Annotated in this window: 31 protein-coding genes and 1 pseudogene; 15 read left to right on the top strand and 17 right to left on the bottom strand. The window is 70.4% G+C overall.

Going from position 1 to position 26,482, the window contains the following annotated elements:
• Positions 1-1,335 carry an OFA family MFS transporter gene (locus tag EO776_RS09930; protein WP_089308562.1) on the bottom strand — a complete coding sequence of 445 codons (1,335 nt, stop codon included), beginning with the start codon at positions 1,333-1,335 and terminating at the stop codon, positions 1-3.
• A gap of 283 nt (positions 1,336-1,618) precedes the next feature.
• Here EO776_RS09930 and EO776_RS09925 point away from each other — a divergent pair, with 283 nt between their 5' ends.
• Entirely contained in the window at positions 1,619-2,116 is a 498-nt protein-coding gene (locus EO776_RS09925) for a universal stress protein (protein ID WP_094520729.1), read from the top strand.
• Between the two features lie 66 nt (positions 2,117-2,182).
• A complete protein-coding gene (locus tag EO776_RS09920) occupies positions 2,183-3,226 on the top strand; it encodes an NAD(P)/FAD-dependent oxidoreductase (RefSeq protein ID WP_094520730.1) in 1,044 nt (347 codons plus the stop codon).
• Between the two features lie 92 nt (positions 3,227-3,318).
• On the opposite strand, the gene EO776_RS09915 is transcribed toward EO776_RS09920, so the two are convergent.
• Positions 3,319-3,606 (bottom strand): hypothetical protein, encoded by a 288-nt coding sequence (locus EO776_RS09915; protein ID WP_049930974.1) that lies wholly within the window; start codon positions 3,604-3,606, stop codon positions 3,319-3,321.
• A gap of 333 nt (positions 3,607-3,939) precedes the next feature.
• Between EO776_RS09915 and EO776_RS09910 the strand changes: the two genes are divergently transcribed.
• Both EO776_RS09910 and EO776_RS09905 read left to right on the top strand, forming a co-directional pair.
• Complete coding sequence (locus EO776_RS09910; protein ID WP_094520731.1) at positions 3,940-4,239, top strand: DUF7344 domain-containing protein; 300 nt, start codon at positions 3,940-3,942, stop codon at positions 4,237-4,239.
• A gap of 146 nt (positions 4,240-4,385) precedes the next feature.
• Positions 4,386-5,306 carry a DNA adenine methylase gene (locus EO776_RS09905; protein WP_049930977.1) on the top strand — a complete coding sequence of 307 codons (921 nt, stop codon included), beginning with the start codon at positions 4,386-4,388 and terminating at the stop codon, positions 5,304-5,306.
• A 57-nt stretch (positions 5,307-5,363) separates the two neighbouring features.
• Here EO776_RS09905 and EO776_RS09900 read toward each other — a convergent pair whose 3' ends face one another.
• Both EO776_RS09900 and EO776_RS09895 read right to left on the bottom strand, forming a co-directional pair.
• Positions 5,364-6,299, bottom strand: coding sequence for a prenyltransferase (locus EO776_RS09900; protein WP_094520678.1), 936 nt, complete (start codon positions 6,297-6,299; stop codon positions 5,364-5,366).
• 3 nt (positions 6,300-6,302) lie between these two features.
• Positions 6,303-6,821, bottom strand: a complete 519-nt coding sequence (locus EO776_RS09895) for a peroxiredoxin family protein (protein WP_094520677.1) — start codon at positions 6,819-6,821, stop codon at positions 6,303-6,305.
• Between the two features lie 101 nt (positions 6,822-6,922).
• On the opposite strand from EO776_RS09895, the gene EO776_RS09890 reads away from it, so the two are divergent.
• The 3 genes from EO776_RS09890 to EO776_RS09880 all read left to right on the top strand — a co-directional run bounded on the left by EO776_RS09890 (position 6,923) and on the right by EO776_RS09880 (position 9,001).
• Positions 6,923-7,672, top strand: coding sequence for a DUF547 domain-containing protein (locus tag EO776_RS09890; RefSeq protein WP_086216462.1), 750 nt, complete (start codon positions 6,923-6,925; stop codon positions 7,670-7,672).
• 70 nt (positions 7,673-7,742) lie between these two features.
• The gene (locus EO776_RS09885) at positions 7,743-8,192 is read left to right on the top strand and encodes a universal stress protein (RefSeq protein WP_049930984.1); all 450 of its coding nucleotides are present in this window, start codon (positions 7,743-7,745) and stop codon (positions 8,190-8,192) included.
• On the top strand, positions 8,192-9,001 hold the full coding sequence (locus EO776_RS09880) for a DUF63 family protein (RefSeq protein WP_049930986.1): 810 nt from the start codon (positions 8,192-8,194) through the stop codon (positions 8,999-9,001). Before EO776_RS09885 ends, EO776_RS09880 begins: the two co-directional genes overlap by 1 nt.
• Positions 9,002-9,025: 24 nt before the next feature.
• Here EO776_RS09880 and EO776_RS09875 read toward each other — a convergent pair whose 3' ends face one another.
• The 6 genes from EO776_RS09875 to EO776_RS09850 form a co-directional block, all read right to left on the bottom strand.
• On the bottom strand, positions 9,026-9,508 hold the full coding sequence (locus EO776_RS09875; RefSeq protein WP_049930989.1) for a DUF456 domain-containing protein: 483 nt from the start codon (positions 9,506-9,508) through the stop codon (positions 9,026-9,028).
• Between the two features lie 60 nt (positions 9,509-9,568).
• Entirely contained in the window at positions 9,569-10,279 is a 711-nt protein-coding gene (locus tag EO776_RS09870) for a class I SAM-dependent methyltransferase (protein WP_100050381.1), read from the bottom strand.
• Positions 10,280-10,646: 367 nt separating this feature from the next.
• Positions 10,647-11,228, bottom strand: coding sequence for a DUF2150 family protein (locus EO776_RS09865; protein WP_049930992.1), 582 nt, complete (start codon positions 11,226-11,228; stop codon positions 10,647-10,649).
• Between the two features lie 85 nt (positions 11,229-11,313).
• Positions 11,314-12,171, bottom strand: a complete 858-nt coding sequence (locus EO776_RS09860) for a TatD family hydrolase (protein WP_049930995.1) — start codon at positions 12,169-12,171, stop codon at positions 11,314-11,316.
• 92 nt (positions 12,172-12,263) lie between these two features.
• Positions 12,264-13,292 carry a VOC family protein gene (locus EO776_RS09855; RefSeq protein ID WP_086216459.1) on the bottom strand — a complete coding sequence of 343 codons (1,029 nt, stop codon included), beginning with the start codon at positions 13,290-13,292 and terminating at the stop codon, positions 12,264-12,266.
• 88 nt (positions 13,293-13,380) lie between these two features.
• Positions 13,381-14,241, bottom strand: coding sequence for a DUF7260 family protein (locus EO776_RS09850; RefSeq protein WP_086216458.1), 861 nt, complete (start codon positions 14,239-14,241; stop codon positions 13,381-13,383).
• A 131-nt stretch (positions 14,242-14,372) separates the two neighbouring features.
• Here EO776_RS09850 and EO776_RS09845 point away from each other — a divergent pair, with 131 nt between their 5' ends.
• Positions 14,373-14,738, top strand: coding sequence for a cupin domain-containing protein (locus tag EO776_RS09845; protein WP_049930998.1), 366 nt, complete (start codon positions 14,373-14,375; stop codon positions 14,736-14,738).
• Between the two features lies 1 nt (position 14,739).
• Here EO776_RS09845 and EO776_RS09840 read toward each other — a convergent pair whose 3' ends face one another.
• From EO776_RS09840 to EO776_RS09825, 4 genes are all read right to left on the bottom strand, one after another.
• Complete coding sequence (locus EO776_RS09840) at positions 14,740-15,114, bottom strand: hypothetical protein (protein ID WP_394338376.1); 375 nt, start codon at positions 15,112-15,114, stop codon at positions 14,740-14,742.
• On the bottom strand, positions 15,111-17,564 hold the full coding sequence (locus tag EO776_RS09835; RefSeq protein ID WP_094520675.1) for a penicillin acylase family protein: 2,454 nt from the start codon (positions 17,562-17,564) through the stop codon (positions 15,111-15,113). Before EO776_RS09835 ends, EO776_RS09840 begins: the two co-directional genes overlap by 4 nt.
• Positions 17,565-17,720: 156 nt before the next feature.
• Complete coding sequence (locus EO776_RS09830; RefSeq protein WP_049931005.1) at positions 17,721-18,746, bottom strand: cell division protein FtsA; 1,026 nt, start codon at positions 18,744-18,746, stop codon at positions 17,721-17,723.
• 51 nt (positions 18,747-18,797) lie between these two features.
• Entirely contained in the window at positions 18,798-19,688 is an 891-nt protein-coding gene (locus EO776_RS09825) for a DUF7139 domain-containing protein (protein WP_094494666.1), read from the bottom strand.
• An 87-nt stretch (positions 19,689-19,775) separates the two neighbouring features.
• Here EO776_RS09825 and EO776_RS09820 point away from each other — a divergent pair, with 87 nt between their 5' ends.
• The 4 genes from EO776_RS09820 (at position 19,776) to EO776_RS09805 (ending at position 22,370) form a co-directional block, all read left to right on the top strand.
• The gene (locus tag EO776_RS09820; RefSeq protein ID WP_080508566.1) at positions 19,776-19,952 is read left to right on the top strand and encodes a zf-TFIIB domain-containing protein; all 177 of its coding nucleotides are present in this window, start codon (positions 19,776-19,778) and stop codon (positions 19,950-19,952) included.
• Positions 19,953-19,955: 3 nt separating this feature from the next.
• Positions 19,956-20,717 carry a Rho termination factor N-terminal domain-containing protein gene (locus EO776_RS09815; protein ID WP_094520674.1) on the top strand — a complete coding sequence of 254 codons (762 nt, stop codon included), beginning with the start codon at positions 19,956-19,958 and terminating at the stop codon, positions 20,715-20,717.
• Positions 20,718-20,719: 2 nt separating this feature from the next.
• On the top strand, positions 20,720-21,076 hold the full coding sequence (locus tag EO776_RS09810) for a hypothetical protein (RefSeq protein ID WP_094520673.1): 357 nt from the start codon (positions 20,720-20,722) through the stop codon (positions 21,074-21,076).
• A 121-nt stretch (positions 21,077-21,197) separates the two neighbouring features.
• Positions 21,198-22,370 carry a tubulin/FtsZ family protein gene (locus EO776_RS09805; protein WP_080508569.1) on the top strand — a complete coding sequence of 391 codons (1,173 nt, stop codon included), beginning with the start codon at positions 21,198-21,200 and terminating at the stop codon, positions 22,368-22,370.
• Positions 22,371-22,580: 210 nt separating this feature from the next.
• Here EO776_RS09805 and EO776_RS09800 read toward each other — a convergent pair whose 3' ends face one another.
• The gene (locus EO776_RS09800; RefSeq protein WP_094520672.1) at positions 22,581-23,564 is read right to left on the bottom strand and encodes a DUF7544 domain-containing protein; all 984 of its coding nucleotides are present in this window, start codon (positions 23,562-23,564) and stop codon (positions 22,581-22,583) included.
• A 115-nt stretch (positions 23,565-23,679) separates the two neighbouring features.
• On the opposite strand from EO776_RS09800, the gene EO776_RS09795 reads away from it, so the two are divergent.
• Entirely contained in the window at positions 23,680-24,420 is a 741-nt protein-coding gene (locus EO776_RS09795) for a competence/damage-inducible protein A (protein WP_094520671.1), read from the top strand.
• Between the two features lie 82 nt (positions 24,421-24,502).
• On the opposite strand, the pseudogene EO776_RS19350 reads toward EO776_RS09795, so the two are convergent.
• Together EO776_RS19350 and EO776_RS09790 are read right to left on the bottom strand one after the other, a co-directional pair.
• A pseudogene (locus EO776_RS19350) lies at positions 24,503-24,622 on the bottom strand (short chain dehydrogenase); the annotation flags it as partial.
• 173 nt (positions 24,623-24,795) lie between these two features.
• Positions 24,796-25,119 (bottom strand): HalOD1 output domain-containing protein, encoded by a 324-nt coding sequence (locus tag EO776_RS09790; protein WP_086219264.1) that lies wholly within the window; start codon positions 25,117-25,119, stop codon positions 24,796-24,798.
• Between the two features lie 240 nt (positions 25,120-25,359).
• Between EO776_RS09790 and EO776_RS09785 the strand changes: the two genes are divergently transcribed.
• Together EO776_RS09785 and EO776_RS09780 are read left to right on the top strand one after the other, a co-directional pair.
• Complete coding sequence (locus EO776_RS09785; RefSeq protein ID WP_094520670.1) at positions 25,360-25,812, top strand: zinc ribbon domain-containing protein; 453 nt, start codon at positions 25,360-25,362, stop codon at positions 25,810-25,812.
• A 2-nt stretch (positions 25,813-25,814) separates the two neighbouring features.
• Entirely contained in the window at positions 25,815-26,423 is a 609-nt protein-coding gene (locus EO776_RS09780) for a TetR/AcrR family transcriptional regulator (protein WP_086219266.1), read from the top strand.
• Positions 26,424-26,482 lie beyond the last annotated feature (59 nt).

The raw sequence follows: 26,482 nt of genomic DNA, 5'->3' as shown, positions 1-26,482 counted from the left end.
TCAGTCCGCCGCCGCCGACTCGGCCGCTTCCAGCCCCGAGCCGCTCGGCGGCCGGAGGACGAACACCGCCAGTCCCGCGGCGACCGCGAGCGCGCCGCCGAGGGCGAACGTCGGCGTCCAGCCGAGCGTCGCGACGAGGTAGCCGGCGACGGTGCCGGAGAAGACGCCGCCGCCGACCTTCGCGGTGTACAGGACCGCGTAGTTGCCGGAGGAGTTGGCCGAGCCGTAGTAGTCGGCCAGCAGGGACGGGAAGTAGACGTACAGCGGCGAGGAGAAGAACATCGCGCCGAGGACGAACGCGACGAAGACCGCGCCGTTACCGGCCTCGCCGGCGGCCACCAGCCCGACCCGGAACAGCCCGGCGAGGAGGAACGAGCCCGCCATCACGCGCTTGCGGCTGAACCGGTCGGTCGCCTCGCCGAGGATCAGCCGCGACACCCCGGCGGCGATGGGGAGGAGCGTCGCGGAGAGCGTCGCGATCAGCGCCGCGAGCCCGAAGTTCTCCGCGAACCGGACCACGTTGGCGATCACGAGGAGGTCCGCGCTCGCCATCGCGATGAACATCGCGTACAGCAGCCAGAACTGCCACGTCGAGAGCATCTCGCGCGTCGAGTAGTCGCGGCCGCGGATCGACGCCGCGAGCCCCTCGTCGCCGTCCCCGCCGTCGGCGTCGTCCGTCCGGTCCAGCCAGTCTTTCGGCGGGTCACGGAGGAGGAACGACCCGACGAGCGTCACGAGTAAGATTCCGATCCCGATGTTGCGGAGCACGTCGCCGTACCCCGCCACGGTCGCGTTCGCCCGGACGTACGGGACGACGAGGGCGCTTCCGGCCGCGAACGCCATCGTCCCGACGCCGGTCGTCAGCCCCGTGCGGTCGGGGAACCACTTGACCGCGGTGTTGACCGCGACGGTGTACACGATGCCGACGCCGACCGCGCCGAGCGAGTACAGGAGGTACAGCTGCCAGAGGCTCGTCGCGTACGCCAGTCCGATGTACCCGCCGCCGGCGAGGATCGCCGCGAGGAACGTGAGCGTCCCCGGGCCGCGGCTGTCTCGCCACTTGCCCGCGGGGAACTGCGAGAGCGACTGGAACACCACGTAAAACGAGAACACCGCGCCCAGCGCCGGCAGCGCGATGTCGAGGCTGTTCGCGAGCGGCTGCTCGATCGACGACCAGACGTACTGGTACGGGCTCACCGCCGCCATCATCCCGGCCGCAGCGGCGATCTGCCACCATCGCGAGAACCCGAGAATGTCGGCCGCGCGCGCGGCGTAGTCGACGCCGCCCGCCGCCCCCTCCTCGGCGGCCGCCTCCGCCGACTCGTCCTCAGCCATCGTCGTCCGTCGTCCGCGTGCTGTCGGTCTGTGTCATGTGGTCTCCGTCCCTCGTCGGACCGCGGCGCGCTGCCGACTCCCCGTCGACTCCCCGCCGACCCGCTGCGGCCGTCTCGTTTCCACCCACCGCGCTCGCCGACTAAAACGCGTCGTTGGGGTCGGTCCGCGGCCCCGACAAATAAATTATGATAATCGTTTATCCTGTCGAAAAATGTTAAGAACAGCCAGATCTTATCGAAATCCGAACAACAGGTCGGTAGCTATCCGACCTTTTTCGCAATTCATGTCCACCGATATTGACGCCACCGACGCGACGGGCGAGACCGCGGCCGTGTCTCCGGACACCGACGCCGCAGCGACGGGACGCTTCGAGCGCGTGCTGGTCGTCGCGACCGACGATCCGGCCGGACGGGCGGCGGTGTCGACGGCCGTCGACCTCGCGGCGACGCACGGAGCGGTCGTCGACGCGCTGTACGTCGTCGACACGGCAGAGGCGTGGGACGTGGTCGTCGAGCGCCGCGAGCGGACCGGCGAGGAGCTCGTCGAGGCCGCCGAAGACGCGGGTGCCGCGGTCGGCGTCGACGTCGAGAAGCGGTTCCGCTACGGGACCACCCACCGGGAGGCGGTCGACTTCGCCGCCGCGCACGACGCCGACCTCGTGGTTGTCGGCTCCGCGCGCCGGACCGGGCTCGACCGGCTCCTCCGTCCCGACCCGGTCCCGGCCCGCGTCCGGCGCGGCGCCGACGTCCCGGTCATGGTCGTCGGACCGGACGACGGCTGAGCCCGTCTCGCGCCATCGGAGGCGCCGCACGCGACCGGTTAAGTGGGCCCGGCCCCAACGATCGGTGTGACAGACGTAGGCATCGTCGGCGCGGGCGCGGGGGCGGCCGCGGCGGCGTTCGTCATCGACCGGACCGTGCCGGAGGCGGACGTGACCGTGCTGGAGAAGTCGGGCGGCCTCTGTGGGCGCGCGGCGACCCGCCGCCACGACGACCTCACGTACGACTACGGGGCGAACTACCTGAAGAGCGACGACGACCGCGTCGTCGAGCTGATCTCCGAGACGCTCGACGACGAGGGGCTCGTCGAGGTGACGGAGCCGGTGTACACCTTCGACGTCGACGGGGCGGTGTCCCCGGGCCGCGACGCCGACGAGCACAAGTGGAGCTACCGGCGGGGGCTTACACAGATCGCGAAGCGGCTGTTCGGCCGCACGGACGCCACGGTCCACCGGCGCACCCGGGTCGAGACGGTTCGACGGACGAGCGCCGAGGACGCGTGGGAACTCGACGACGCGGACGGCGAGACGCACGGGCCGTTCGACCGCCTCCTCATGAACCCGCCGGCCCCCCAGACCGCGGAGCTGCTCCGGACGGCCGAGTGGGACGACCCGCTCCGCGAGACGCTGGTCGACGCTGTCGGCGGGGTCGAGTACGGCAGCGTCTGGACCGCGGTGTTGCGCTACCCGTTCGAGCTCGACGTGCCCTACTACGCGCTCGTGAACACCGACAAGGAGCACGCGGTCGGGTGGATCTCGCGCGAGGAGTGTAAGGCCGGGCACGTCCCGGACGGCGAGACGCTGCTCGTCGTCCAGGCGAACGGCGCGTGGTCGACCGAGCACTACGAAGACGACCCCGCGGGGAACGTCGCCGCGCTCGCCGACCACGCCGCCGACATCATCGGCGACGACCGGCTGGCCGACCCCGCGTGGACGGACCACCAGGGGTGGCGCTATGCGCTCCCCGAGGCGGGCGTTGACGGCGGCCCCGTCGACTCGGCCCGCGACGCGGGGCTGTACCTGCTCGGCGACTGGGTCGCGGGCGAGGGACGGCTCCACGCCGCAATCGCGAACGGGCTCGACATCGGCGAGCGCGTCGCGTATCGGATCTGAGAGGGCGGAGACGGCGTCGGCCGGTCCGAGGCGCTGTCACCGGAGAAGTGGTCGGTTTGTGAAGCGGTTCGACGGCGCGCCGAGCGGCGGCGTCAGTTCGTCGTGATGCGGTACTCGACGGTCCCCAGCCCGGGGAGCGTGAACGTCTGGACCCGACCGCTGCGCCGGCGCAGGGTCCGCAGGACGGACCGCGAGAGGACGGCGAGCGCGACGGTGCCGGTCAGGACCGCGACGGTCGCGACGGGGTAGGAAAACGCGACGAACGGTGCGACGACGAGCGCGAGGAACGCGAGCGTCCCCAGCGGCGAGCGGCTGCCCGGCGGCGAGCCCGAGCCGATCGGTCGGTGTTCCTCGGCCGGCGTGATGTAGCCTTGATACATATCTCACTGTACACGCTCGGGCGACTAAAAACTTTCACTTTCCAAATAGGTTTTGAGAAACGGTACCATGTCACATGCCCGTAAATCAACTGAAACGGTCGTTAATGCGGTGTAAGTCGTACCATGCTACTCGTTGGTACACTTCTCATATTTCTGTGAGGAGTCCCGTCGTCCGCGTCGACGACTCCGATCGCCGGGGCCTCGACAGAGACGGACGGCGGTCGCGGTCTCGGCGGCGGGCGGCTCGTCTCCCCGGCGGCGATTCCGGTGGTGCGACGGGTCGGCGGTGCTTTTATTCCGCTCCACCGACTTCCGTAGATACGGACAGACACGATGACACTCGACACACCCACCACCGATCCGACGGTCGTCGTCGCGGCGCCGGAGCGCAGGCGCGTGGTCGCCGGTCTCGCAGACGAGGCCGTCGAGACCGTCGCGGACCTCCGCGTGCGCGGGCGGGCCGAAGAGATCGCCGCCGAACTCCGCGAGACGCACCTCCCGGCGCTGGAGGCGGCCGGCTACATCGAGTGGGACCGCGAGGCCGGGACCATCGAACCCGGCCCGAACTTCGAGGAGGCCGCGGCTCACGTCGACAACCTCCCGATGCCGGACGGCGAGCCCTCCGACGACTGACCGCTCCGCCGACCGATCGCTCCGACGGCTGACCGCTCTGTCGGCGGCTCCGGCGGGACGGTCGAGCGCGCGTGGCGGCCCGAGAGCGACTGCCGCGGACGCGGCCCGAGACGTTTATCCCCGGGCGCGGGCGACACCCGACAGCGATGGCCGAGCCGATCCTGAAGTGGGCCGGCGGGAAGCGCCAGCTGCTCGACCAGCTGTACGCCCGCTTCCCGGCCCAGTTCGGCCGGTACCACGAGCCGTTCGTCGGCGGCGGGGCCGTCTTCTTCGACTTAGAGCCCGCCCGCGCGACGGTCAACGACGCGAACCCGCGGCTGGTGAACTTCTACGAGCAGGTTCGCGACCGCCCCGAGGAGCTGATCGCCCGGCTCGCGTCGTTCGACGACCCCGAGAGCGACCCCGACCCGACCCTCCCGTACGCCGAGGAGACGGCGCGCGGCCGGGACGTGGACTCGTACTACTACCAGCAGCGCGCGCGGTTCAACCGCCGGCCGTACGAGGGCGAGTTCGACCCGCTGGCGGAGGCCGCCCTGCTCTTGTACCTTAACCGGACCTGTTACAACGGCCTCTACCGCGAGAACGCCGACGGCGGGTTCAACGTCCCGATCGGTCGGTACGCCGACCCCGACTGGGTCCAGCGCGACCGGATCCGGCGCGCGAGCGACCTGCTCGCCGACGTCGAGGTCCGGCAGGGCGACTTCGCGTACGTCCTCGACGCCGCCGAGCCGGGCGACCTCGTCTACTTCGATCCCCCCTACGAGCCGATGAGCGCGACCGCGAACTTCAACGAGTACAGCGCGTCCGGGTTCGACCGCGAGGACCAGCGGCGCCTGCTCGACGTGGCCGCCGACCTCGACGACGCCGGCGTGTGGGTCGTGCTCTCGAACAGCGGCGTGATGTACGACGCCTACGTCGACGCGGGGTTCCGCGTCGACCGCGAGGACGCAACCCGCGCGATTAACAGCGACGCCGAGAGCCGCGGCGCCGTCGACGAGATCGTCGCGACCAACGTCCCGCCGGCCGAGCGTTGCGAGGCCGGCCAGCGAGAGCTCTCAAGATACTGAGAACGGCGCGACCGATTCCCCTGACTCCGCCACGCGTCCGCTCCGACCCCGAGCCCCCTACCCGCCCGGCCGGACCCAGAGCACGACGAACCCCCACGCGACCGTCGTCGTCGCCGCCATCGCGACCATCGTCGCCACCGCGGGCAGCGGCTCCTCGCGCCGCGTGAACCGTCGGTAGCCGGGGACGAGCCCGACGAGCGGGAGCAGCGTCGCCGCGGCCACGACCGGCGGGAGCGCTCGCCCGACGAGGGCGACGGTCGCGACGGCCGCCGTCGCGCCCCCGAGCGCGTACGCGGCCCGGAGCCGCCGGGGCGACCAGCGCGTCGCGAGCGTCCGCTTCCCGACCGCGGCGTCCGCCCGGCGGTCGGGCCACGTCGTCTCCAGGAGGTTCACGAACACCGTGGCGCCGAACGGAAGCGTCGCGAGCGCGGCGGCGGCGGTGACCTCGCCGGCGACGACCGCGAACCCGTACAGCGGGAGCGCGACGCCGCCGAGGAGCGCGTTCGCCGGCGCGCCCAGCCCGTTCCACGCGAGCCGGAGCGGACCGACGGAGTACTGCCAGCCGACGACGAGGATTCCCGCGAGGAGGGCGGCCGCTGTCGGCGGCAGGAGCGCCGCCTCAGCGAGCCCGGTCGCCTCGCTCGCGACCCCGAGGCCGGTCAGGGTCACGCCGAGCCCGCCGGCGGCGACCGCACCGCGCAGCGCGATCCTCCGCGGGAGGTCGGTCTCGACCAGCGCGCCGCTCCCGCCCGAAAACGGGGTGCGGTTGGTGAGCGCGTCCGTTTCGACGTCGGCGTATTCGTTAGCGTAGTGGACGCTCGCGGCGACCGGTATCAGCGCCGCGAGCCCGAGTCCGAGCCGCGCTGCGCCCCCCGTCTCGCCGTACCCCCGGCCGTACGCCATCGCGACGCCGAGCGCGTACACTAAGCCGATCAGCGCGACCTGCGACGGCCGCGAGAGCCGCCAGAGGGCGGCCGGGACGCGCCGGTCCATCGGTCAGTCGTCGCCCAGCCCGCGGACCTCGGCCAGCAGGTCGTCGATCTCGGGGCGGTCGGCGGGCATCCGACCCTCGTACGCGTACGAGACGACCGGTTCGCCGCCGCGAGCGTCGAGAATCATCGCCACCGGCATCCGCCCGACGAGGTCGTGGAGCGAGCCGAGGACCCCGAACCGCACGGGCTGGTCGTACGCGTCGCTCACGTCGGTCTCGGGGTCGGCGAGCAGCGGGAACGGGAGGTCGTACGAGTCCTGCCACGACCGCGCTCGGCCCACCGGCTCGGGGAGCACGGAGACGACCGTCGCGTTCAGTGCCTCGAACTCGTCGTACCGGTCGGCGATCGCTCGGACCTGCTTCCGGCAGTTCCCGCAGTGGTAGTCGCGCTGGAACAGGAGGACGATCGCGTCGGTGTCGGGGTCCGCGGCCGCGGCCGACAGTGAAAATCGGTCGGGACCCGCTCCCGCGTTCGGCAACTCGAAGTCGGGAACCGCCTCGGCGGACGTCCGAGTGTCGCTCATGGCGCTCGCTACGCGCTCCCGCCGCATAAACGGGGAGTCGGTGTGGCGCGCCGCGCGCGGAACCGGGACAAATATAGGTCAATGACACTCGTTCACGTAGTATGACCGAACGGAGCGGGACCGCCGGCTCGCCCGTCGAAGCTGCGAGCGGCGCGGCCGCGGAGCCCGCTCCGGTCGACGCCGCGCGGGAGTTCCTCCGGGCCGTCCGAACGGACGGCGACGTCGACGCGGCCCGACGACGGCTCGACGCGCTGCCGCCGGCCGCGCTGGACGCCCTCGACGCCGCGGAGCAGCTGGCGTTCTGGATCAACGTCTACAACGCCGCCACCGGGGACGCCCTCCTCGACGACCCGACGCGGCTGTCGAACCGGCGCCGCTTCTTCGCCGCGTCCGTCGTCTCCGTCGCCGGCGCCGACCTGAGCCTCGACGAGATCGAACACGGAATCTTACGCCGCTCGAAGTGGAAGTACGGGCTGGGATACCTGCCGGACCCGTTCCCCTCGGCGTTCGTCCGCCGGCACCGCGTCGCCGATCCCGACCCGCGGATCCACTTCGCGGTCAACTGCGGCGCCACCGCCTGTCCGGCCGTCTTCGCCTACGACCCGGCGACCGTCGACGAGGCGCTCGACCACGCCGCCGAGACGTACCTGCGAGGCGAGACGGTCGTCGCGGACGGCACCGCCCGCGTCCCGCGGCTCATGCTGTGGTACCGCGGGGACTTCGGCGGGAGGAGCGGGATCCGAGAGCGGCTCCGGCGGTACGGGGTGATCGACGCGGACGCGACGCCCGAGATCCGCTACCGCGAGTACGACTGGACGCCGTCGCTGGAGCCGTTCCGCGGCGGGGAGTGACTCTCGCTCGCTCGCGGCCGCCGAGGCCGTTGGGGCGGGCTTTTTGACCTCCCCCGCCGACGACCCGGGTATGACCGATCTCGACATCGACCTCGTCCTCGTGCCCGTCGACGGCAGCGAGGAGTCTCACGAGGCAGTCGATTACGCCATCGCACTCGCGGCGGAGTACGACGCGAGCGTCCACGCGCTGTACGTCCTCGACGAGGAGGTCGTCCGCGCCATCGACCACGGCGTGGTCGACGAGAGCGAGGTGGCCGACGACTCCGAGGCGTTCACCGACTCCGTCGCCCGTCGCGCGGAGACGGCCGGGGTCCCCCACAGCAACTCGATCGCCTACGGCTTCTCCACGTCGGTGAAGACCGTCCACCCGGGAAGCGTCGTCCTCGACACCGCGGAGGAGTTGGAGTCGGACTTCATCGTGGTCCCGCGCGAGCCGGTCTCCGGTGACCCCGGCGAGGTGCTGGGGAAGGCGGCAGAATATGTCCTCCTGTACGCGAGCCAGCCCGTGCTGTCCGTCTGATGGTCGGCGGCCTCCTCCCGGCCGGCACGACCCTGCCGCCCCTCCCGCACCTCCTCGCCGTCCTGCTCGCGACCGGCGGGGTCGTCGCCGCGCTTCGCCGCCGCCGCCCCGCCGTCACCGGTCGCCGGGTGCTTGCGCTCGCGCCGTGGATGGCGCTCGGCTCCGCCGCGCACGTCCTCTACGTCGTCGACGCGCTCCCGCCCCTGATCGCGCCGCTTGCGGGCTCGCCGACCGTCTACCTCACCGTCGGGTCGCTGGCGGGCGCGGCGTGGCTCGCCGCCGACGCTGCCCGTCCCGAACGGGTCGGGGGCACGCTCGCGACCACCGGCGTCGCCCTCCTCGTCCCCGTCGTCGCGGCCGCGGTCGGGGCCGGACTCTCCCCCGTCGGCGCGCGCTGGTCGGCCGTCGCGCTCGGGCTCACCGTTCCGATCGCCGGGGGCGCTTGGCTCGGGTTGACCCGCTTCCGGCCGGAGGTCGCGGTCACCGGCGGCGTCGGCGCGCTCGCCGTGTTCGGGCACGCGCTCGACGGCGTCTCGACCGCGGTCGGGACGACGCAGCTCGGCTTCGGCGAGCGCACGCCGGTGTCGCGGATCCTCTTAGAGATCGGCGGACTGCCCTCGCTTCCGGTGATCGGCGACGGGTGGCTGTTCCTCCTCGTGAAGCTCGCGGTCGCGAGCGCCGTGGTCTGGCTGTTCGCCGCATACGTCCGGGAGACTCCGGGAGAGGGCTACCTCCTCCTCGGGTTCGTCGCCGCGATGGGGCTCGGCCCCGCGGCGCACAACCTGCTGTTGTTCTCCGTCGCCGCCTGACCGGGGGCTGCGGGTCGTAACGCCTCACCATACGGCGAGCGCGAACACGACCGCGACGCTCGCCAGCATGACGGCTTGGACGAACGCGCTGGCGAGGACGCCGACGGCCGCGTACGCCGCCTGCCGGGCGGCCGCCTCGGGGTCGTCACCGTTCCCGTAGAGGGCGACGACGAAGACGGTCCCGGCCAGCCCGACGACGAGTCCGATCGGTCCCAGCGGGATCAGCAACGCGATGCCGACCAGCGTCCCGGCAACGACGGTCCGGGTCGACGCGCCGCCGAGCCGCCCGGAGACCATGCCGGACAGCAGGTCGACGGCGGAGGCGAGCAGCGAGACGGCGACGAGCGCGACCAGGACGGCGAGCCCCGGCTCGGCGAAGCCGGTGGTGTACGCGTAAGCGAGGACGGTCAGCGCCGCGAGGACGCCGCTGGGCACGAACGGAGCGAAGGCGCTGGCCGTCCAGACGACGAGCAGCGCGATCGCAAGTCCGGCCGCGGGAGAGACCATACGAGGCAGACGCGTCGCGCGTTCAAAAACGCGTCTACCGTCGCACCGTCTCGGGTCCCGTCACTTCGGGACGTACACGAGGGGTTCGTACCGGTGGGCGGCGTACGGCTCGGCGTTGTCGGCCAGCGAGAACACACTCTGCGGCCACGTCCCCAACACCTCGTGGATGCGTTCGTACGAAAGCAAGTTCTCGCCCGCGAGAACGAGTCCGAACCGATCGGTGAAGCGCTCGGGGTCCCACACGGCGTCCTCGCCGAGGTGTTCGTGCGGCGCTTCCGCGATCCGGTTGTAATGGGCCCGCGCGAGCCGGTTGTGGTAGTTGAAGACGAGACACCCACCGGGTTCCACCGCGCCGTAGAGGCGTTCTATCGCCCGTGCGATGTCCGCCACGTAACACAGCGTGAACAGACAGGAGACCACGTCGAACCGGCGGTCAGGGTCGAACTCCGGAAGGACCGCCCGCTCGAAGGCGACCTCGCGGTCGGCTTCGCGTGCGCGTTCGCGGTTCGCCGCGAGGACCGCCTCGGCGGCGTCGTACCCGACGACGGTCGTGTCCGGGTAGCGCTCCGCGACCTCGAACGCGAGGTCGCCGGGCCCGCATCCGACATCGGCGTACGCGTCCGGGCCGTCGCGGAAATTGGTGTCCAGAAACTCGACGAACGGCTCCGCGACGAGGTCCGCGCTCGGCCCCGTGTCCTCGCGCACCGCCTCATCGGCTCCGTCCCAGTACTCGCCCCAGTCGATAGTCCCCGCGTATTGGGTCTCGGTCATCGTTTCGTGGAAGTGATATTTTTGGCGTTCCCTGACCTTTCGGTCGGTTGTTTCGGCCTCAGTCCGAGAATAGAAAAGGAATCGACGAGCAAAAAAACTTACCAAAAATATTTACTTTACTGTTTGCTTACTATTTCGAGACGGAGAGAATTATATTTTGGGGTCCCGTAGCCGCGTTCCGTCGGACTCGTCCGTAGAACCCGTCGAAACCACTGTCCGACCACGCGTCGACGCCCGTTCGAACGAGGGCGACCCTCTCCGAACAGTTACAGCCCGTTCGGGCAGTGTTCTGGCCCGATCCGCGTGGCCCGCAGAAGTGTGCGTAAACCCGTTCTGACGCCGTCGATTCCGGTCCGGTTCGACGCCGTCAGTCCTCTTCCTCGACGACTTCCGGGTCCTCGATGGCCGACTGGAGGGAGTCGAGCCCGTTGACCCACTCGGAGACGAGGCCGTACTCCAAGTCCTCGACGAGTTCGATGTCGAGCGTCTCGCCGTCGATGACGCGCGTCCCGGCCTGAACGACGTAGCCGAGCGCGGCGTCGAGGTCGTCGCCCTCCTCGGCCTCGGCGGCCGCGCGGACGAACTCGCTCACGTCGCCGTCGACGACGCCGCCGACGAGATACTCCTCGGCCGCGTAGAAGACGGGGACGAGCGAGGTCTGGACGCCGTCGATCAGCATCACCTTGTCCTCGTCGTCGAACTCGACGTCAGCGAGGACGATGTCGCGGATGTCGCGGACCTCCTCGACGGCGCGGTCCTCGTCGATGCGGTCCTCGTCGAACGCGGCCAGCACCTTCACCACGGCGATCGCGGCGTCGTCCTGAAGGTTCAGGAGGAGCCGCGCGGAGTCCTCGTTCTCGGGGTCGATCTCCTCTTCGGCCAGCCTGTCGAGCCAGTTCTGCCAGCGTTCGTCGGTATAGAACGTTTCAACGGCGTCGTCGTCGGTCATGTCCCGTACGTCGCCCGGCCAACTCAAATGCCTTTCCTATCGATCGCCGCCCGAGAGACCGTCTCACTCGCGTGAATCCTCGGATTCAGGACTCGCGTTCCAGCGTCGCTTCGGTGTCGATCCCGTACACGGCCCGGGGAGTCTCGACGTGCGCCCGGCGGACCGCCTCGTCGTGTCCCGCCTCCAGCAGCCAGCGCACCCGGCGCGGGACGGTCTTCGGCCCGAGGACCATGCCCGGACGGTCCGGGTCGTCGACGAAGTCGGTCTCCATCAGGAACGGCTCGCCCGCCTCGGCCGCGCGCTCCAGGCGATCCTTGTCGCTCATCACGCTCGGCGTGACGCCGGCGAGTTCGCCCGCGGCGTAGTGTTTGACGACGCGCGACGGGTCCAGCCCCGACTCCTCGGCGACTGCGGCGAGGTCGGTCAGGTCCTCCGTGGCCTCGGTGTGGAGCTGGACCGCGCAGTCGACCTCCGCGCCGAGTTCGAACGCCCGCCGCGTGACCGCGTTCGACGCCTCCCAGACCGCGTCGCTCACGTCGTAGTGTGGGCGGCCGGACTTCAACGCGAGCGCGTCGCCCTCCGCGACGTACTCGCTCGCGACCTCCAGCCCGCCCCGCATGAGGTCGCGGGCCGCCTCGGGGGAGAAGTCGCGCTCGTCGACGAGCCGGCTGATCAGCCCGGGGTGGACGCCGAGGACGGGCCACGCGCGCCCTGGTAAGACCTCCGTCGCGGCCGCGACCGTCTCCAGCGTCTCCTCGAAGACGGCCCGGAAGTCGTCCGGCTCGTCCGGCTCGACGCCCAGCAGCCACGAGGGCTTGTTCACCACGAGCAGGTGGGTGCCGCCGAGCCGGACGAACTCCTCGACGGCCTCGATCCCGCGGCCGTGTCGGGGGTCGAGGTGGAGGTGGTCGTCCAACACCGGCGTGCCGAGGTCCTCGCTCATGGGCGACCGTTCGGCCGCGCGCGATTAGAAGGATCGGTCCGCGGCGATCGGGGGCACGGGGGCCGAGAGGGCGACGGACTCGCCGCGCCCGCTCAGTCAGCGCGGTTCGCCGCGAACTTCCCGTCGGGCCGGGGGACGGTCACGGCGGGGAGCTCGGCCTCGATGGCCTCGCGCCGCCCCTCGAACTCCCCGGGCAACACCAGCCGCTCGCCGAGCGCGTCGAGCGGCTCGTCGCTCGCGTAGCCGGGGTCGGCGGTGGCGAGCTCGAAGAGGACGCCCGCGAACTCCCGGAAGTAGACCGAGCGGAACCAGTGGCGGTCGATCTGCTGAGTTGGGCGCAGCCCCATCGACGCGACCGCGTCGCGCATCCCGGACTGGTCGGCGTCGGTCGGTGTCTGGAACGCGACGTGGTGGACCGTGCCGCGGCCGGAGCTCCCCTGTCGGTCCGTCTCGACGACGTCGACGTACTTCCCGACCGGGCCGCCAGCCGCGAAGCGAGTCCGCTCGTTCCCGGCCGCGTCGTCCGCCTCCGTCTCGGCCGCCGTCAGCCCCATCGTCCGGAGGAGCCGTTCGGTCCGCTCGGCGTCGCCGAGCCACAGCGTCACGGAGTGGAACCCGCGGATCGCGGCCGACTCGGGGACGAACGCGGTCCACGCCGTCGTCGGATCGTCGTCGGGAACCTCGACCGCGACCAGCTCGACGGGGAGCCCGTCGGGGTCGCGGAAGGGGAGGACCGCCTCGCCGAACCGCTCCTCGCGGGCGTCGTAGTCGACGCCGCGCTCGTCGAACCGGTCCTCCCAGTAGTCGAGGCTCCCCTCGGGCACCCGGAACGCGGTGCGCGAGACCTGACCGGCGCCGACCTCGCCCTCCGGGAGCTCCGTCCACGGGAAGAAGGTCATGCTGGTGCCGGGCGTCCCCTCCGCGTCGCCGTAGAAGAAGTGGTACGTCCCGGGGTCGTCCTGATTGATCGAGCGCTTCACGAGCCGGAGGCCGAGCGTCTCGGCCCAGAAGTCGAGGTTCCGCTGCGGGTCGCCGGCCACGCAGGTCACGTGGTGGATTCCGGGCGTCGGCGCGGGGCCGTCGCCGGTTTCGCCGTCTGTCGAGTCGGGTCCGTCGGTCATGTTACCCCGTAGGTCCCGGACCGACTTGAATCGGCGCGGACACGGATGTTACCGGGTCCCGGCGGCGGTGAGCCGGCGGGGCGACCGGTCACCGAGCCAGCGCCATCGCCCGCTCGATCCGCTCTCTGAGCGCCTCGAGCCGGTCGCCCACGGCGCCGACCGCCGCCAACACCGGATACGTGACGTCGAGGTCCTGGTAGCAGTACCCCGGGAGGTCGAGGTCGCCGTCGAGCGCGAGCCGGCGCGTGTGCTCGGCGAGCACGCGCTGGCGGCGCGCGGCGATCCGGTCGCAGTCGTCGCGGAGCGCCGCGGTCCGGGTCCGGCAGGCGTCGAGCGCGCCGAACCCGGCCGCCGCGTCGTCCCCCTCGTCGCCGAGTTCATCGTCGATCGCCGCGATCTCGGACCGGATCGGGTCGAGGCGGGACGCCGCGCGATCGATCGACTCCAGCTCCGACTCCACGGCGTCGAGGAACGCCTCGCGCTCCTGGACCGCGGTCTCGGCGGCGCTCAGCACCGACCGCTTGTACTCCTCGCGGAAGCAGTCCGTCCGGGTGAGCGCGTACGCCAGCTCGGGGCCGAACTCCTCGGCGACGCTCCGCTCGTAGGTGTCGTCGTACTCCTCGGCGTAGTGCGGGACCGACATCACCGTGGCGCGATACGCGTCCCTGACCGTAACGAGCCGAGAGCCGGGGGCCGCAGCCGCGTCGCCGCGACCGCCCGCCCCGTCGCCGACCGCACTGCGCATCGCGTCGGCGACGCCGGCGAACCCGCCGGGCGCGGAGGCGTCCGCGGGACCGGTGCCCCCGCTCTCGCCCGGAATCGACGACACGCGGCTCCGGAACGCCCGGAACGCCTCGCGCTCGTCGACGACCCGGCGCCGCTCGACGCGGAGCGCGGCCCGCGCCGCCCGGATCGGATCGCTCCCCTCGTCCGCGTGAATCGCTGCCATGTGTCGCGGCACGGCGACACCTCCCGTAAACGCTTATATGAGACGTATCCGCCACACCGGACGGCTCCGGAGGGGTATATAGCTCTCGGGCCGGGGACAGCGACTTTCCCGCTCCGCCGCCGATCGGCGGCATGGAGAAGGTGGCCCTCGCCGAGGCGTTCGGCTCGTTCGAGGAGACGTGGTCCCCGCGGCTCGCGGGCGAACTCAACGGACAGGCGGTCAAGCTCGCGAAGGCGGACGGCGAGTTCGTCTGGCACAGCCACGCGGACGCCGACGAGCTGTTCTTCGTTCACTCCGGGCGGCTCCGGATCGAGTTCCGCGAGGCGGACAATGTCGTGCTGGAGGAAGGCGAGCTCACGGTCGTCCCGCGCGGGACGGACCACCGCCCCGTCGCCGAGCCGGAGGCCGAGATCCTGCTGTTCGAACCCACCGAGACGCGCAACACGGGCGACGTCGAGACCGACGAGACCGTGACCGACGTGGAGCGGCTGGACTGAGTCACGAGACGACGGCGCGCGCGAGCGACCCGAACAGGAGGAGCGCCAGTCCCGCGCCGACCGTGAGGTAGACGACCGGACGCATCCCCGGCACCGCGGCGGCCGCGGAACCGAGACCGACCGCGAACGCCGCGAGCGCGACGATACCCGCACCGAGCGCGTACGCGACGCCCCGCCGGACCGTCGGCGCGACGAGCGACGCGAGCGCGCCGGCGGCGATCAGCCCGAGCCAGTGGACCGTCGCGAGCGCGACGCCGACTCCCAGCGCGGCGACGAGCGCGACCGCGTGAGAGCGCGGCTCCGTCCGGACGCGTCCGAGGAGGGGCAAGGAGTCGTCGGGGGCCGGCGCGTCGTTCGGGGACGGCGCGTCGCTCACTGCGACCCCTCCGTCGGGGGGTCGAACCGAACCGCCGGTTCGCCGCCCGCGCCGAGCGGCATCGGACGCTGGTCGTTACCCAGCCAGCGCCGGAGCTGGTCGTCGTAGTGTTCCGAGAAGTAGTCCCCGGAGTTCCCGCCCGGGAGGACCGCGGTCGCGTCGGTCCCCGGGCGCACCACCATCCGCCAGCTCGACCCGACCGCGGACTCGACGCGGTAGTTCTTCACCGTCGCGGGCGAACCGTCAGCGGACAGTTCGTCGTAGTTCAGGAACGCCGCCTCGCCGCCGAGGGGGTGGGTCATCGCCCGCGTGGTGTTGTAGTCGCCGTACGTCTCCCAACCCTCCTCGCCGATCTCGTCGAGCGCGTCGCGGAGGGCCGCGGCCGCGAGGTCGCCGCGCGAGCCCCCCTCGAACAGTGGATCGTCGTCGGGGAGCCGCGCGAGCGTCCAGTCGCTCGGGTAGTAGGACTCGCCGAGGCCGCCGTCGGAGAAGGCGGGCTCGAAGACGCGCTCGCGGAACTTCGGCAGGTACCGGGCGAACAGCAGCGCGGCCCGGGAGTCCCGTCGCATTCGGTAGTTCCACTCGTCGAGGGCGTCCGCGGCGTCGACGAGCGGCGGATCGGGGTCGTCGCGGTCGCGGACCGCGGCGACCAGTTCGGGGACGAGTTCCGGGCCGCGCCCGTCGCGCACGTCGTTCTGGAGGGCGCGGTGGAAGTCGGGGTCGGTCGACCCCTCCCCCCCGTCGATCGTCCCCTCGAGACGGTCGGCGATCCGGGCGCCGCGGTACGGGGTCGCGTAGTCGACGCCGACGTAGTGGATCGGGTCGTCGATCGGGCGCTGGTTGGCGGTCGACAGCGCGTCGGGGTCGATCGCGTGCGGCTTCTCCGCGAAGGGGACGAACCCCTCCCACGACGACTCACCGAACGGCTCGAACCCCGCCCACTCCCCCTCGCCGGCGGAGCCGTCGAACACCCGGTCGCCGTCGACGACCTCGCCGTCGGTGCGGCGGATCGGGAGTTTCCCGGTCGCGAAGTAGAGCGTGCGGCCGTCGGCGTCGGCGTACACGAGGTTCTGCGTGGGGAGATCGAAGTTGCGCGTCGCGTCGAGCAGGTCGTCGATCCCCTCGCTGCGTCCGTACGCCTCGATGGCGACGGTGGTGCGCGTCGCGGTGTGGCCGGTCCACGCGACGCCGACCGTCTGATCCTCGCGTTCGATCAGGGGGCCGTGGACGGTTCGGCGCACCCGGACCTCCCAGTCCTCGCCCCCGGCGACCGGGATCGTCTCGCGCTCGTCGACTTCGAAGGGGCGCCACTCCCCGTCGTACTCGTAGCGGTCGCCCGCCTCGTCGATATCGTACCGGTAGCAGTCCAGCACGTCGGCGCCGAGGTTGGTGAACGACCACGTGCCGCGGTCGTTCGCGCCCGCGATGACGAACGGGACGCCCGAGAACGTCGCGCCCCGCACCGACCGCTCGGGGGTGTCGACCGACTGCTCGTACCACAGCGGGGGCGCCTGAAGCGAGAGGTGCGGGTCGTACGCGACGATCGGGCTCCCGCTCGCGGCGTGCTCTCCGGAGACGACCCAGCTGTTCGAGCCGACCCCCGTCGGCGACTCGAAGCCGGAGAGCCAGTCGGTCAGTTCGGGGTCGACGGGGTCGGCGCCGCCCCCAACGTTCGAGGTCGCCTCTAGGTTCGGCGCGCGCTCGCCCGCCCCGCGAAGGCTCTCGGCGCCCCTCCCCTCGGAGAGCCGCGTCTCGGTCCCGTCGAGGATCGGGTCGTCGTGGTCGTACCGCGTCGGAAACAGCGTCTCGGCGCGCTCGGATCCGAGGCGGTCGGCGACGAGCGCGCGCCGTAGTTCGGCGAAGCTCCCCGTGAGCGTCCACGAGATCTGCTTTTCCATCAGCATCGAGTCGACGGGGGTCCACGGCTCGGGCTCGTAGCCGATCAGCTCGAACTCCAGCGGGAGCGGTAGGTCCTCAATCGCGGCGTTGACGCCGTCTGCGAACGCCTCGACGAGGGGCCCGGCGCGCGTCTTGGCGACCGCGTCCCACGTGGCCGCGGCGGCGTCGGCGAACCCCATCGCGACGTTGAACTCGTCGCTGTCGAGCGTCGCCTCCCCGATCACCTCCGAGAGCCGGCCGCGCATCACCCGCCGCTGGAGATCCATCGCGAACAGCCGGTCGAACGCCTGACAGTAGCCGACCGCGAAGTACGCCGCGGGCTCCTCGTCCGCCTCGATCTGCGGGACGCCGAACTCGTCGCGGGCGACCGTCGCCGCCCCGTGCGGGCTCTCGACGGTCTCCGGGAGGGACCGGTCGGCGGCGTCCCACGCCTCGCCCGACAGCGGGGCGAACGAGTCGAGGAGGTCGGCCGCGTCGCTCGCCGCCAGTCCGGCGCTGCCGGCCGCGAGGACGCTCGCGAGGACCGCGCGGCGCGTGGTGTCGCGTGTCACCTCACGACCGACGACCCGATTCCTCATTATAATTTGGATCGGATCGGGGAGGTTCACGTATCCGAGCGTGAGCAGTGGACGACGGCGAAGCCGTCAGTACGCGCGGACTCCAGTCTGCGCGCTCTCGGACACGCGAAAAAAAAAGCCGCGGCGGCGCTACTCCTCGGCGGCGGGCTCTTCGACCTCCTGTTCTTCGGCTTCCTCTTCCTCTTCGGAGCGGGCGGCCACGAGGGCCCCGCTGGCGACGCTGTACATCGGCTCGTCCGGCGAGTGGACGCCGCTGATGGAGAACGGGATGTTCGCGTCTTCGAGGTGGTCGGCGAACAGATCTTCGAAGCCGTTGGGGCTCGAGGTCCCGCCCGTGACGACGACCGGAACGTCGAGGCCCTCCTCGATGTCCTCCTCGTCGACCTCGCTGGTGATGTTCTCTATCACGTAGTCGAGCAGGTTCTCGTAGTAGATGGCGAGCGCCCCCTCGACGCCCCCCACGTCTGTCCGGAAGTCCAGCTCGAAGTCGTCCTCTTTAATCGAGGTCACCTTGTCGACCGGCGTCCCGGTCGCCTGCGCGGTCTGCTCGTCCACCCAGTCGCCGCCGCGGGCGATAGAGAACTTCATGACCGGAACCGCGTAGTACGCCAGACAGACGTTGGTCATCCCCGCGCCGAAGCTGATCCCCAGCCCGGTGAAGTTGTTGTCGGCCAGCTCGGAGTAGATGACCGCCATGCCCTCGTTGATCGGCTCCGGGTCGTACCCCATGTCGCCGAGCATCGACTCCAGCGTTTTCTCGTGATACAGCGTCGAGAGGTCCGAGTCGATGGGGTCGGCCGGACTGGAGTAGTAGAGCCGCTCGTTGTGCCGCGACGGCTCGCCGACGACCTGCTCCGTGATGAGCTTGATCATCGGGATCGCCGAGGACTCGTCGCTCGAGAGGATCCCGTGTTGCATCGGGCGACGGGTCTCTTGGTTGAAGATGTTCGCGAAGTTGAGCGCGTCGTCCCCGACGACGTACACCTGATCGTCTTTTCGGATGTGGAGGACTTCGCTCCGGGAGAGCATCTGCTCGGCCATGTCGCTGTACTCGATCTCGACGAACGAGTTCCGCTGTTGCACGAAGACGGTTTCTGCGCCTTCCTGACGCGCGGAGAGAATATTCATCGTGCCAACGTCAAGTCCCTTGGCCATACGCTAACCTCAAAGCGAATCCACATAAGTTTTCGTAGGAAGACAGGATGCTTAGAACAGCCCGCGGATCCGGTCGATGAGCCCCTCGCCGGCCGCCTCGGCCTCCTCCTCCTCGCGCTGCTGTTCGCGGAGCTCCCGGAGCGCGGCCGCCTGGTCGTCGGTCCCCTCGCCGCTCGCGGTCTCGACCTCCCCGCCCTGGAGGCCCTGTAGCTGTGAGACCGCGTCGGAGACGTTGCCGTCGCTGGTCCGGGTCTCGATCCCGGAGTCCGGCAGATTCTCGCTGTCGATGTCGTCGATGGCGCTCGTGTCGAGGTTCAGCCGTCGCGTCTCCGTGCGGCTGACGCCGCCCCAGGAGAGCTCCGCGTCGTCGAGCGCGCTGTCGATGTCGGACCGTACCTGCTCGTCGCTGACGGTCTCCGTCTCCTCCGCGTCCGCCTCGGTCGCCTCGGCCTCGCCCGTCTCGTCGACCGCGCGCTCGACCCGGTGGGCGACGAGGGCCGCGCCGGTCGCGGCGACCACGAGCGCGATACCGACGCTGTAGAGGGCGATGACCTGCGCGCTGTAGTCCGGCGGCACGGTCACGTTCCAGTCCTGCGGGTAGGCCCACACGAAGAGGCCGACCGCGACGAGGTCGATCACCGAGCCCGCGGCGGCGACGTACAGCATCCGCTTGTCGACCGGCAGCAGGACAACGATTCCGAGCAGCAGCGCCGGGAATCCGACCGCGCTGGCGACGCCGGCGACCTCGCGGATCGCGTACGAGGACGACGAGGCCGCCGGCAACGTCGCGCTGTAGAGGAACACCACGACGCTGACGGCACCCGCGACCAGTCCGACGAAGAAGAGGCCGAACCCGGCGTACACGTCGACGGTCCGGTCGGGGTCGCCGATGTATCGTCGGTAGTACCGGAGGAGTTGGTTCGAGTCGGTCGCCTCGCTCATACGGGAGCGTTCCGCCCCGACTGTAATCATTGTTCCCCCCGACCCTAGTCCTTAACAACTCCGCGACTGAGGTTCAACTGATCAACAGTGGAGCCGGACTGTCCACGGTGTGGCGACAGCCTGACCGCGTTCACGCTGGCGGGCGTCGAGGCGCTCGCGTGCGAGGCGTGCGGCTACGTCGGCGTCGAGGCCGATCACTCCGGCGATCGGACGGTCGTCGAGAGCTGGGACGACGCGCTCCGGCGGTTCCACGAGGAGTCCTGACCCATGCCATCGATCGACATCACCGACGACCAACGCGACCGCATCGCCGCGCTGCGCGAAGAGCTCACCGACGCGCACGCCGACAGATACACCTCGGTCACACTGCGCGACACCGTGGCCTACCTCCTCGACCTCGCCGACGCCGTCGACGACCCCGACCGCCGGGCGGCGGTCGATACCAACCGATCGGAGGCCGACGACGACGACGGCGGGTTTCCGCGGGAGCGGCTCGAAGCGCGGCTTCGCGAGCGTAATCGCCGCCACAGCGACGCAAACCCGGACGACCCGATGGACCTGTACAGCATCGCTGCGGAGTACGACGTCTCGGGCCGCAGCAGCATGACCAAGGGAGAGCTCGTGACGGCGATCCTCGACGTCGCCGAACGGCGCTACACGGCCCCGTTCGCGCCGGTCGACGTCGAGTTACCCGACGCCGACCACGACGGTGGCTCCGGAGCAGACACCGACTCCGCCGAGGGCGGTTCCGAAGCGGACCACGACGACGACGACGGTAGTCCCGAAGCGGACCACGACAACGCCGAGGACGGCGGCGACGAGAGCGATACCGCCGCCGAGTCCGACGCCGACGACCAAGCCGGAGACGACGGTCAGCTCAACGCGATGTTGAGCCTGCTCGAAACGCACAGCGACAAGTGGGACTCGGCCGACGGCGACGCCCGCTACGAGGTCGAACTGCCGGACGGGAGGGTCGAGACCGCGCGCACCAAAGACGACGTTCGCGCGGCCCTGTTTAAACACTACTAACGATGGGACTGCTCGACACACTCAGATCGTGGCTCGGCCTCGGCGGCGACGGCGACGCCGACCGAGACGGGGACCCACACGCGAACGCCGAGGTCGATACCCCGGCCGCCGACGAGACCGACGGCTCGGCCGCCGACGAAACTGACACCGAGGCCGCAGCGGAGCCGAAACTCGATCCGAGCGGCGTGACCGAAACCCGGGTCGAATCGACGGACAGCGCCGTCGACGCACTCAAGCAGGCTCGTAACGAAGGCGGCGACGACGACACCGGGACGACTCCTGCCGACGGTCCGAGCGCCGGTGCCGATCCGTCGACCGAACGGCGCGACTCCGACGCGTCCGCGGACGACGACTCGTGACGCCACTCCCGCCTGTGAACACCGCGGCTTCCTGTACCGGGGAAGCAGTCGTTCACGCTACGCTGAGGCGGCTTCTAACCTTTATCAGTCCGACCCGCGTAGATACATGTGGTGTGTTCACGTGAAACTCGCATTGATCGGGGTCGGACAGGCAGGTGGGAAGGTAGTCGACGAGTTCCTGGCCTACGACGCACAGACGGGCGCAGACATCGTTCGGGGAGCGATCGCCGTCAACACGGCGAAGGCGGACCTCAACGGGATTGACCGCCTTCCGGAGGACCGCCGGATCCTGATCGGGCAATCGCGGGTCAAGGGCCACGGGGTGGGCGCGGACAACGAGCTGGGCGCGGAAGTGGCCGAGGAGGACATCGACGAGATCCAGGGGGCGCTCGACTCGGTGCCGGTCCACGAGATCGACGCGTTCCTCGTCGTTGCGGGGCTGGGCGGCGGGACGGGATCGGGTGGCGCACCCGTGATCGCGAAGAACCTCAAACGGATCTACACCGAACCCGTCTACGGGCTCGGCATTCTCCCCGGCAGCGACGAGGGCGGGATCTACACGCTGAACGCCGCCCGCTCGCTCAAGACGTTCGTCGACGAGGTGGACAACCTCATGCTGTTCGACAACGACGCGTGGCGCAGTTCGGGCGAGTCCGTCGGAGAAGGGTTCGACGCGATCAACAGGGAGTTGGTCCAGCGGTTCGGCGTGCTCTTCAGCGCCGGCGAAATCACCGAGGGGAGCGACGTCGCCGAGAGCGTGGTCGACTCCTCCGAGATCATCAACACGCTCAAGGGCGGCGGCATCTCGTCGCTGGGGTACGCCGACGTCGAGGTCGACGAACCGAAGCGGTCGGGGTTGCTCTCGCGGTTCGGCAACGATTCGAACGAGGGGATCGACAGCACGGAGGCCACCAATCGGATCACGAGCCTCGTCCGGAAGGCGACGCTCGGTCGGCTCACTCTGCCGTGTGAGGTGAGCGGGACGGAGCGGGCGCTGCTCGTCGTCGCCGGGCCGCCGGAGTATCTCAACCGGAAGGGCATCGAGCACGGTCGCAAGTGGCTCGAGGAACAGACCGGGTCGATGGAGGTCCGCGGCGGCGACTACCCGCGACGCGGCGAGGGAACCGTCGCGGGGCTCGTCCTGCTCGGCGGCGTGACGAACGTCCCGCGAGTGAAGGAGCTTCAGCAGGTCGCGGTCGAGGCGCAACAGAATCTGGGCGAGATCACCGACGAGAGCGAGGACCGCTTCACCGAGCTGATGGATAGCGACGGGGAGCTGGAGTCGCTGTTCTGACCGTCATCGCCTACTCGGAGCCGTCCTCCGAGGCGCCTCGGGCGGGGCCCGCTCCGGCACCCGGCCCGAGAGCGTGAGACGCACGCGCGGCGGCGATCACGCGGACGCGGTCGGCGAAGTGCTCGATCCGTTCCACCGACCCGGGGCTCTCGCATGCGAGCGGCCCCGAAGCGGAGTCGCTCGACGCTCGGTGCCGGGGGAGCGACCTCGTCACCGATCCTCGGTCGACGGCCGCCCGTCGACGAGGATGTCGAACGACTCCTCGATGTCGCCGAGCACGAGCAGCGCGTAGTACCGGAGGTACGTCACGACGGGGACCTGTGAGAGCGTCCCAACGACGAGCAACGCGACGCCGAACAGCACCGCGAGCGGGACGAGGAGGGCGAGTCCGAGCGGCGACGTCACCGAGACGGTCGCGTGTACGATCGCGACCGCGACGAGGAGGGGGACGAGGAGCGCGAACGCGACGAGCGCGACCGCGATCGAGACGACGACCCCGGTGGCGACCGTCAACAGGAACGCGACCGCGACGTACGCCAGGTACTGTTTCCACGCCGCCCTGACCGACGGCCAGAGGCGACGCCACGCCGCGACGACGCCCGAGTCCGACTGAATCATGAGCGGCACGACGAACGCGGTCGTGAACCCCGAGACCAACGCGTACCCGGCGCTGATGAGAGCCAGCACCGGGAGCCCGACGAGGAACGCCGTGGCGGAGCGCGCGGGGTCGCGCCCGGTCAGGACGGGAACGGCGAGCAGTGCGACCCAGCCGCCGAACAGCGCGAGCACCGGGAGTCCGATCGCGACTCGGAACCCGAACAGGCGGATCCCCTGCCGCCAGCGTCGGCGCCAGTGGCGTCGGAGCGACACCTCGCCGGTGCGGAGCGACTCGATCAGCACGAACTCCATGACCGCTCCGACCAGGCTGAACAGCCCGAGGAGCAGGAGGCCGACGGCGACGACCGCGGCTGCGAGCGTCAGCAGCTCGACCGGGAGCCCGGAGGGAATTTCGCCGGGAGAAACCTCTCCCGTCGGAGCCGACGTGCTGAACTGTGTCGTCGGGAAACTCACGCCACCGCCGACGAAGAACACGACGACCGCGAGCTTCAGCCAGCGGCGCACGGTGACGGGCGTCAGAAGCGCTCGAGTGACACCGAGCGCTTCCTCGACGTTTTCGACTGCGTGGAGGGCCATGCGTCGAGGTACACGGATCGCGTAGTTAGCCCTTCTGGTGGCTTCCGTCGGGACTTACCGCGGCGCCTTCAGGTGCGGGAAACCTACATCCGTCGCCCGACCGTACGAGATGCTGATGGAGGTCGCGCTGATCACGGTGGGTGACGAACTGCTCTCGGGCGACACGGTGAACACGAACGCCAACTGGCTCGCCGCCGAACTGAGCGAGCGCGGCGTCGCCGTGGCACGGATCCTCTCGATCCCCGACGACAGGGGAGAGATCGCCGACCGAGTCCGGGAGTACGCCGCGGACTTCGACGCCGTAATCGTCACCGGCGGCATCGGCAGCACCCCCGACGACGTGACGGTGGAGGCGGTCGCGGACGCGTTCGACCGCGAAATGGCCGTCACCGACCTCACGCGCGAGTCCGTCGAGCGCCGGCTGGCGGCGATCCGCGAGCGGGTCCCCGACCGCGAGTTCTACGTCGACGTCGAGGCCGAAGCGGCGGTCCCCGAGGGGAGCCGCCCGCTGGTGACCGACGCGGGGCTCGCGCCCGGCTGCGTGGTCGAGAACGTCTACGTCCTGCCCGGCATCCCGGACGAGCTGAAGGCGACCTTCGAGACGGTCGCCGACGAGTTCGCCGGGGACCGCCGCTCCCGGTTCCTGTACACCGTCGAACCGGAGTCGAACATCGTGCCCGCGCTGCGGGAGGCGATGGACCGGTTCGATGTCGCCGTCGGCTGTTACCCCGACCGCGAGGCGGACCACAACCGGCTGAAGGTGACCGCCACCGACGACGACGCGCTCTCGGCGGCCGCGGCGTGGCTGCTGTCGAACGTCGACGCGAGCGAGACGCCGGTGTCTCGCGACTGGTGACGCGGGCGACGCGGGCAACGCGGGCGAGACGACTCAGTCCGCGGGCTGTCCGCCGTCGACGGAGTCGGTCAGGCCTCTCGGTCGCCACGATGTCCGCCACCATGACGCTCGCCGCCTCCTCGGCGAAGCGCAGCGCCGAGGCGCGGCCGATGCCCGAGCCCGCACCGGTGACCGGCGCCGTCTTTCCGCCGACTCCGCTCACGATTCGATGTCTCGGTCCCGCCGGCGCCTCAAATCCCTTCAGGAACAGGGACCGACAGCGTCGAGCGGTAACGGCCGACCATCGCCTCCGGTCGCCCGTCCGGACCGGTGGGTGACCAGCGAAAAGAGCGTATTGGCACGAGCGACTCGGTGCCACGGCTGCTCCGCGACGTCTCAGCCGTCCGCGGCGGGCGTCTCGTCGGCGGGGCTGGCCGAGATCCGTCCGCTGCTGTGGACCGAGACGACACACTCCGAGAGAACGAACTTGACCACCCCGGTCGAGGGCGTCGCCTCCCCGTCGCCCTCGCCGAACAGTCGGCTGAGGGCCGCCGCGTGCGCGCGGTCGTACCGGGACGCGACCGTCGAGCGGGCCGTCCCGGTGGCGTTCGAGACGGCCTCGGTGACGGCCTCGTAGAGGGCCGACTCGTCCCAGTGAGCGAGCTGGCGGTCGTGCCACAGTTTCGTCGATTCGTCGGCGGATCGGGGGTTGCGGGTCATTGGTCGAACGCGGGCGTCAGTTCGCCCGTAACTTCTACTGAACGTTCGGTAAGTATCAACCTTTCGTCCGCGTTTGGCGTCGAAGGGGCCGACTCCCCGTCGGTGTTCGGAAGTCGCCTCTAGCGCTGTATGACGGGGATTCTGGCAGGTAGACGACTTTGAGACCGCGGAAAGCGCTCTCGGCACACACCCAGAGACGCGGACGAAGCACTTTTACCTACCGAACGTTCAGTATTTAGTATGGCACGCGTTTCGCTCCGAAAGAATCCGCTGCTCGCCGCCCTGTTGGGGACGTTGGCCACCGGGCTCGGCCACCTGTACCTCCGGCGTTGGGTCCGCGCCCTCGGGTGGCTCTCGGCCAGCTTCGCCGCGACGGTCCTGTTCGTCCCCGAATCGACACTGTCCGCCGTGAGTTCGGGGACGCTCGTGGACCCGTTCTCGCTGCTCCCGCTCGTCCTCGTCACCGGTATCAGCGTCCTCGACGCGTACCTCGTCGCGAACGCCGAGCGTCGGTCCGACGACGCTCGGGCGAGCGATGCGGCGGGAGCGACGGAGGCGGACGAATCGCCGACCTGTCCCGCCTGCGGGAAGCCTGTCGACCCGGACATCGGGTTCTGTCACTGGTGTACGACCGAGTTCGAAGCCCTCGACGACGCCGGCACCGGACGGGTCGACGAGCGGGGAGACGAGTGACGATGGCCGCCGACGCACCCGAGCGGGACTGGAGCGCCGCCGAAGCGGAGATCATGGAGGCGACCTACCGAGCGCTGCTCGAACACGGCTACGCCGGGCTGTCGATCTCGCGGATCGCCGCCGAACTCGGCAAGTCCAAGGCCGCCATCTACTACCACTACGACGCCAAAGACGAGCTCCTGGCAACGTTTCTCGAGTTTGCCGTCGACAGGTTCGAAGCGACCGTCGCGACCGAGACCGGCGACGAGCCGACGGCCGACCTCGAACACGTCATTGAGAAGCTCCTGCCGCTCCAACCGGACGAGGAGCAGCGCCAGCTCCAGGCCGTCTTGGTCGAGCTCCGGTCGCAGGCCGTGACGAACGAGGTGTTCCGCGAGCAGTTCACGCGGATCGACGACCGGTTAGCGGCCGCCATCCGGGACATCGTCGAGCGCGGCATCGACGAGGGGACGTTCCGCGACGTCGACCCGTCGCGGGTCGCGGAGCACGTCTTGGCGACTGTCAACGGCGCGATGTACGCCCGCGCGACGACCGACCGCGAGAGCGCCGCGGCGGCGACCCGGGTCTCGCTCGCCTCGTACATCGACTCCGAACTCCGGCGTCACCGGTGAGCGGAGCGGTGACACGACCGCGCGGAGACGCGTAGCTCTCCCCGCGACGACACGACAGC

Source organism: Halorubrum ezzemoulense (genome assembly GCF_004126515.1).
GTDB lineage: Archaea > Halobacteriota > Halobacteria > Halobacteriales > Haloferacaceae > Halorubrum > Halorubrum ezzemoulense.
The sequence above is the reverse complement of the archived record's forward strand: the minus strand, read 5'-3'. Positions and strand labels throughout refer to the sequence as shown.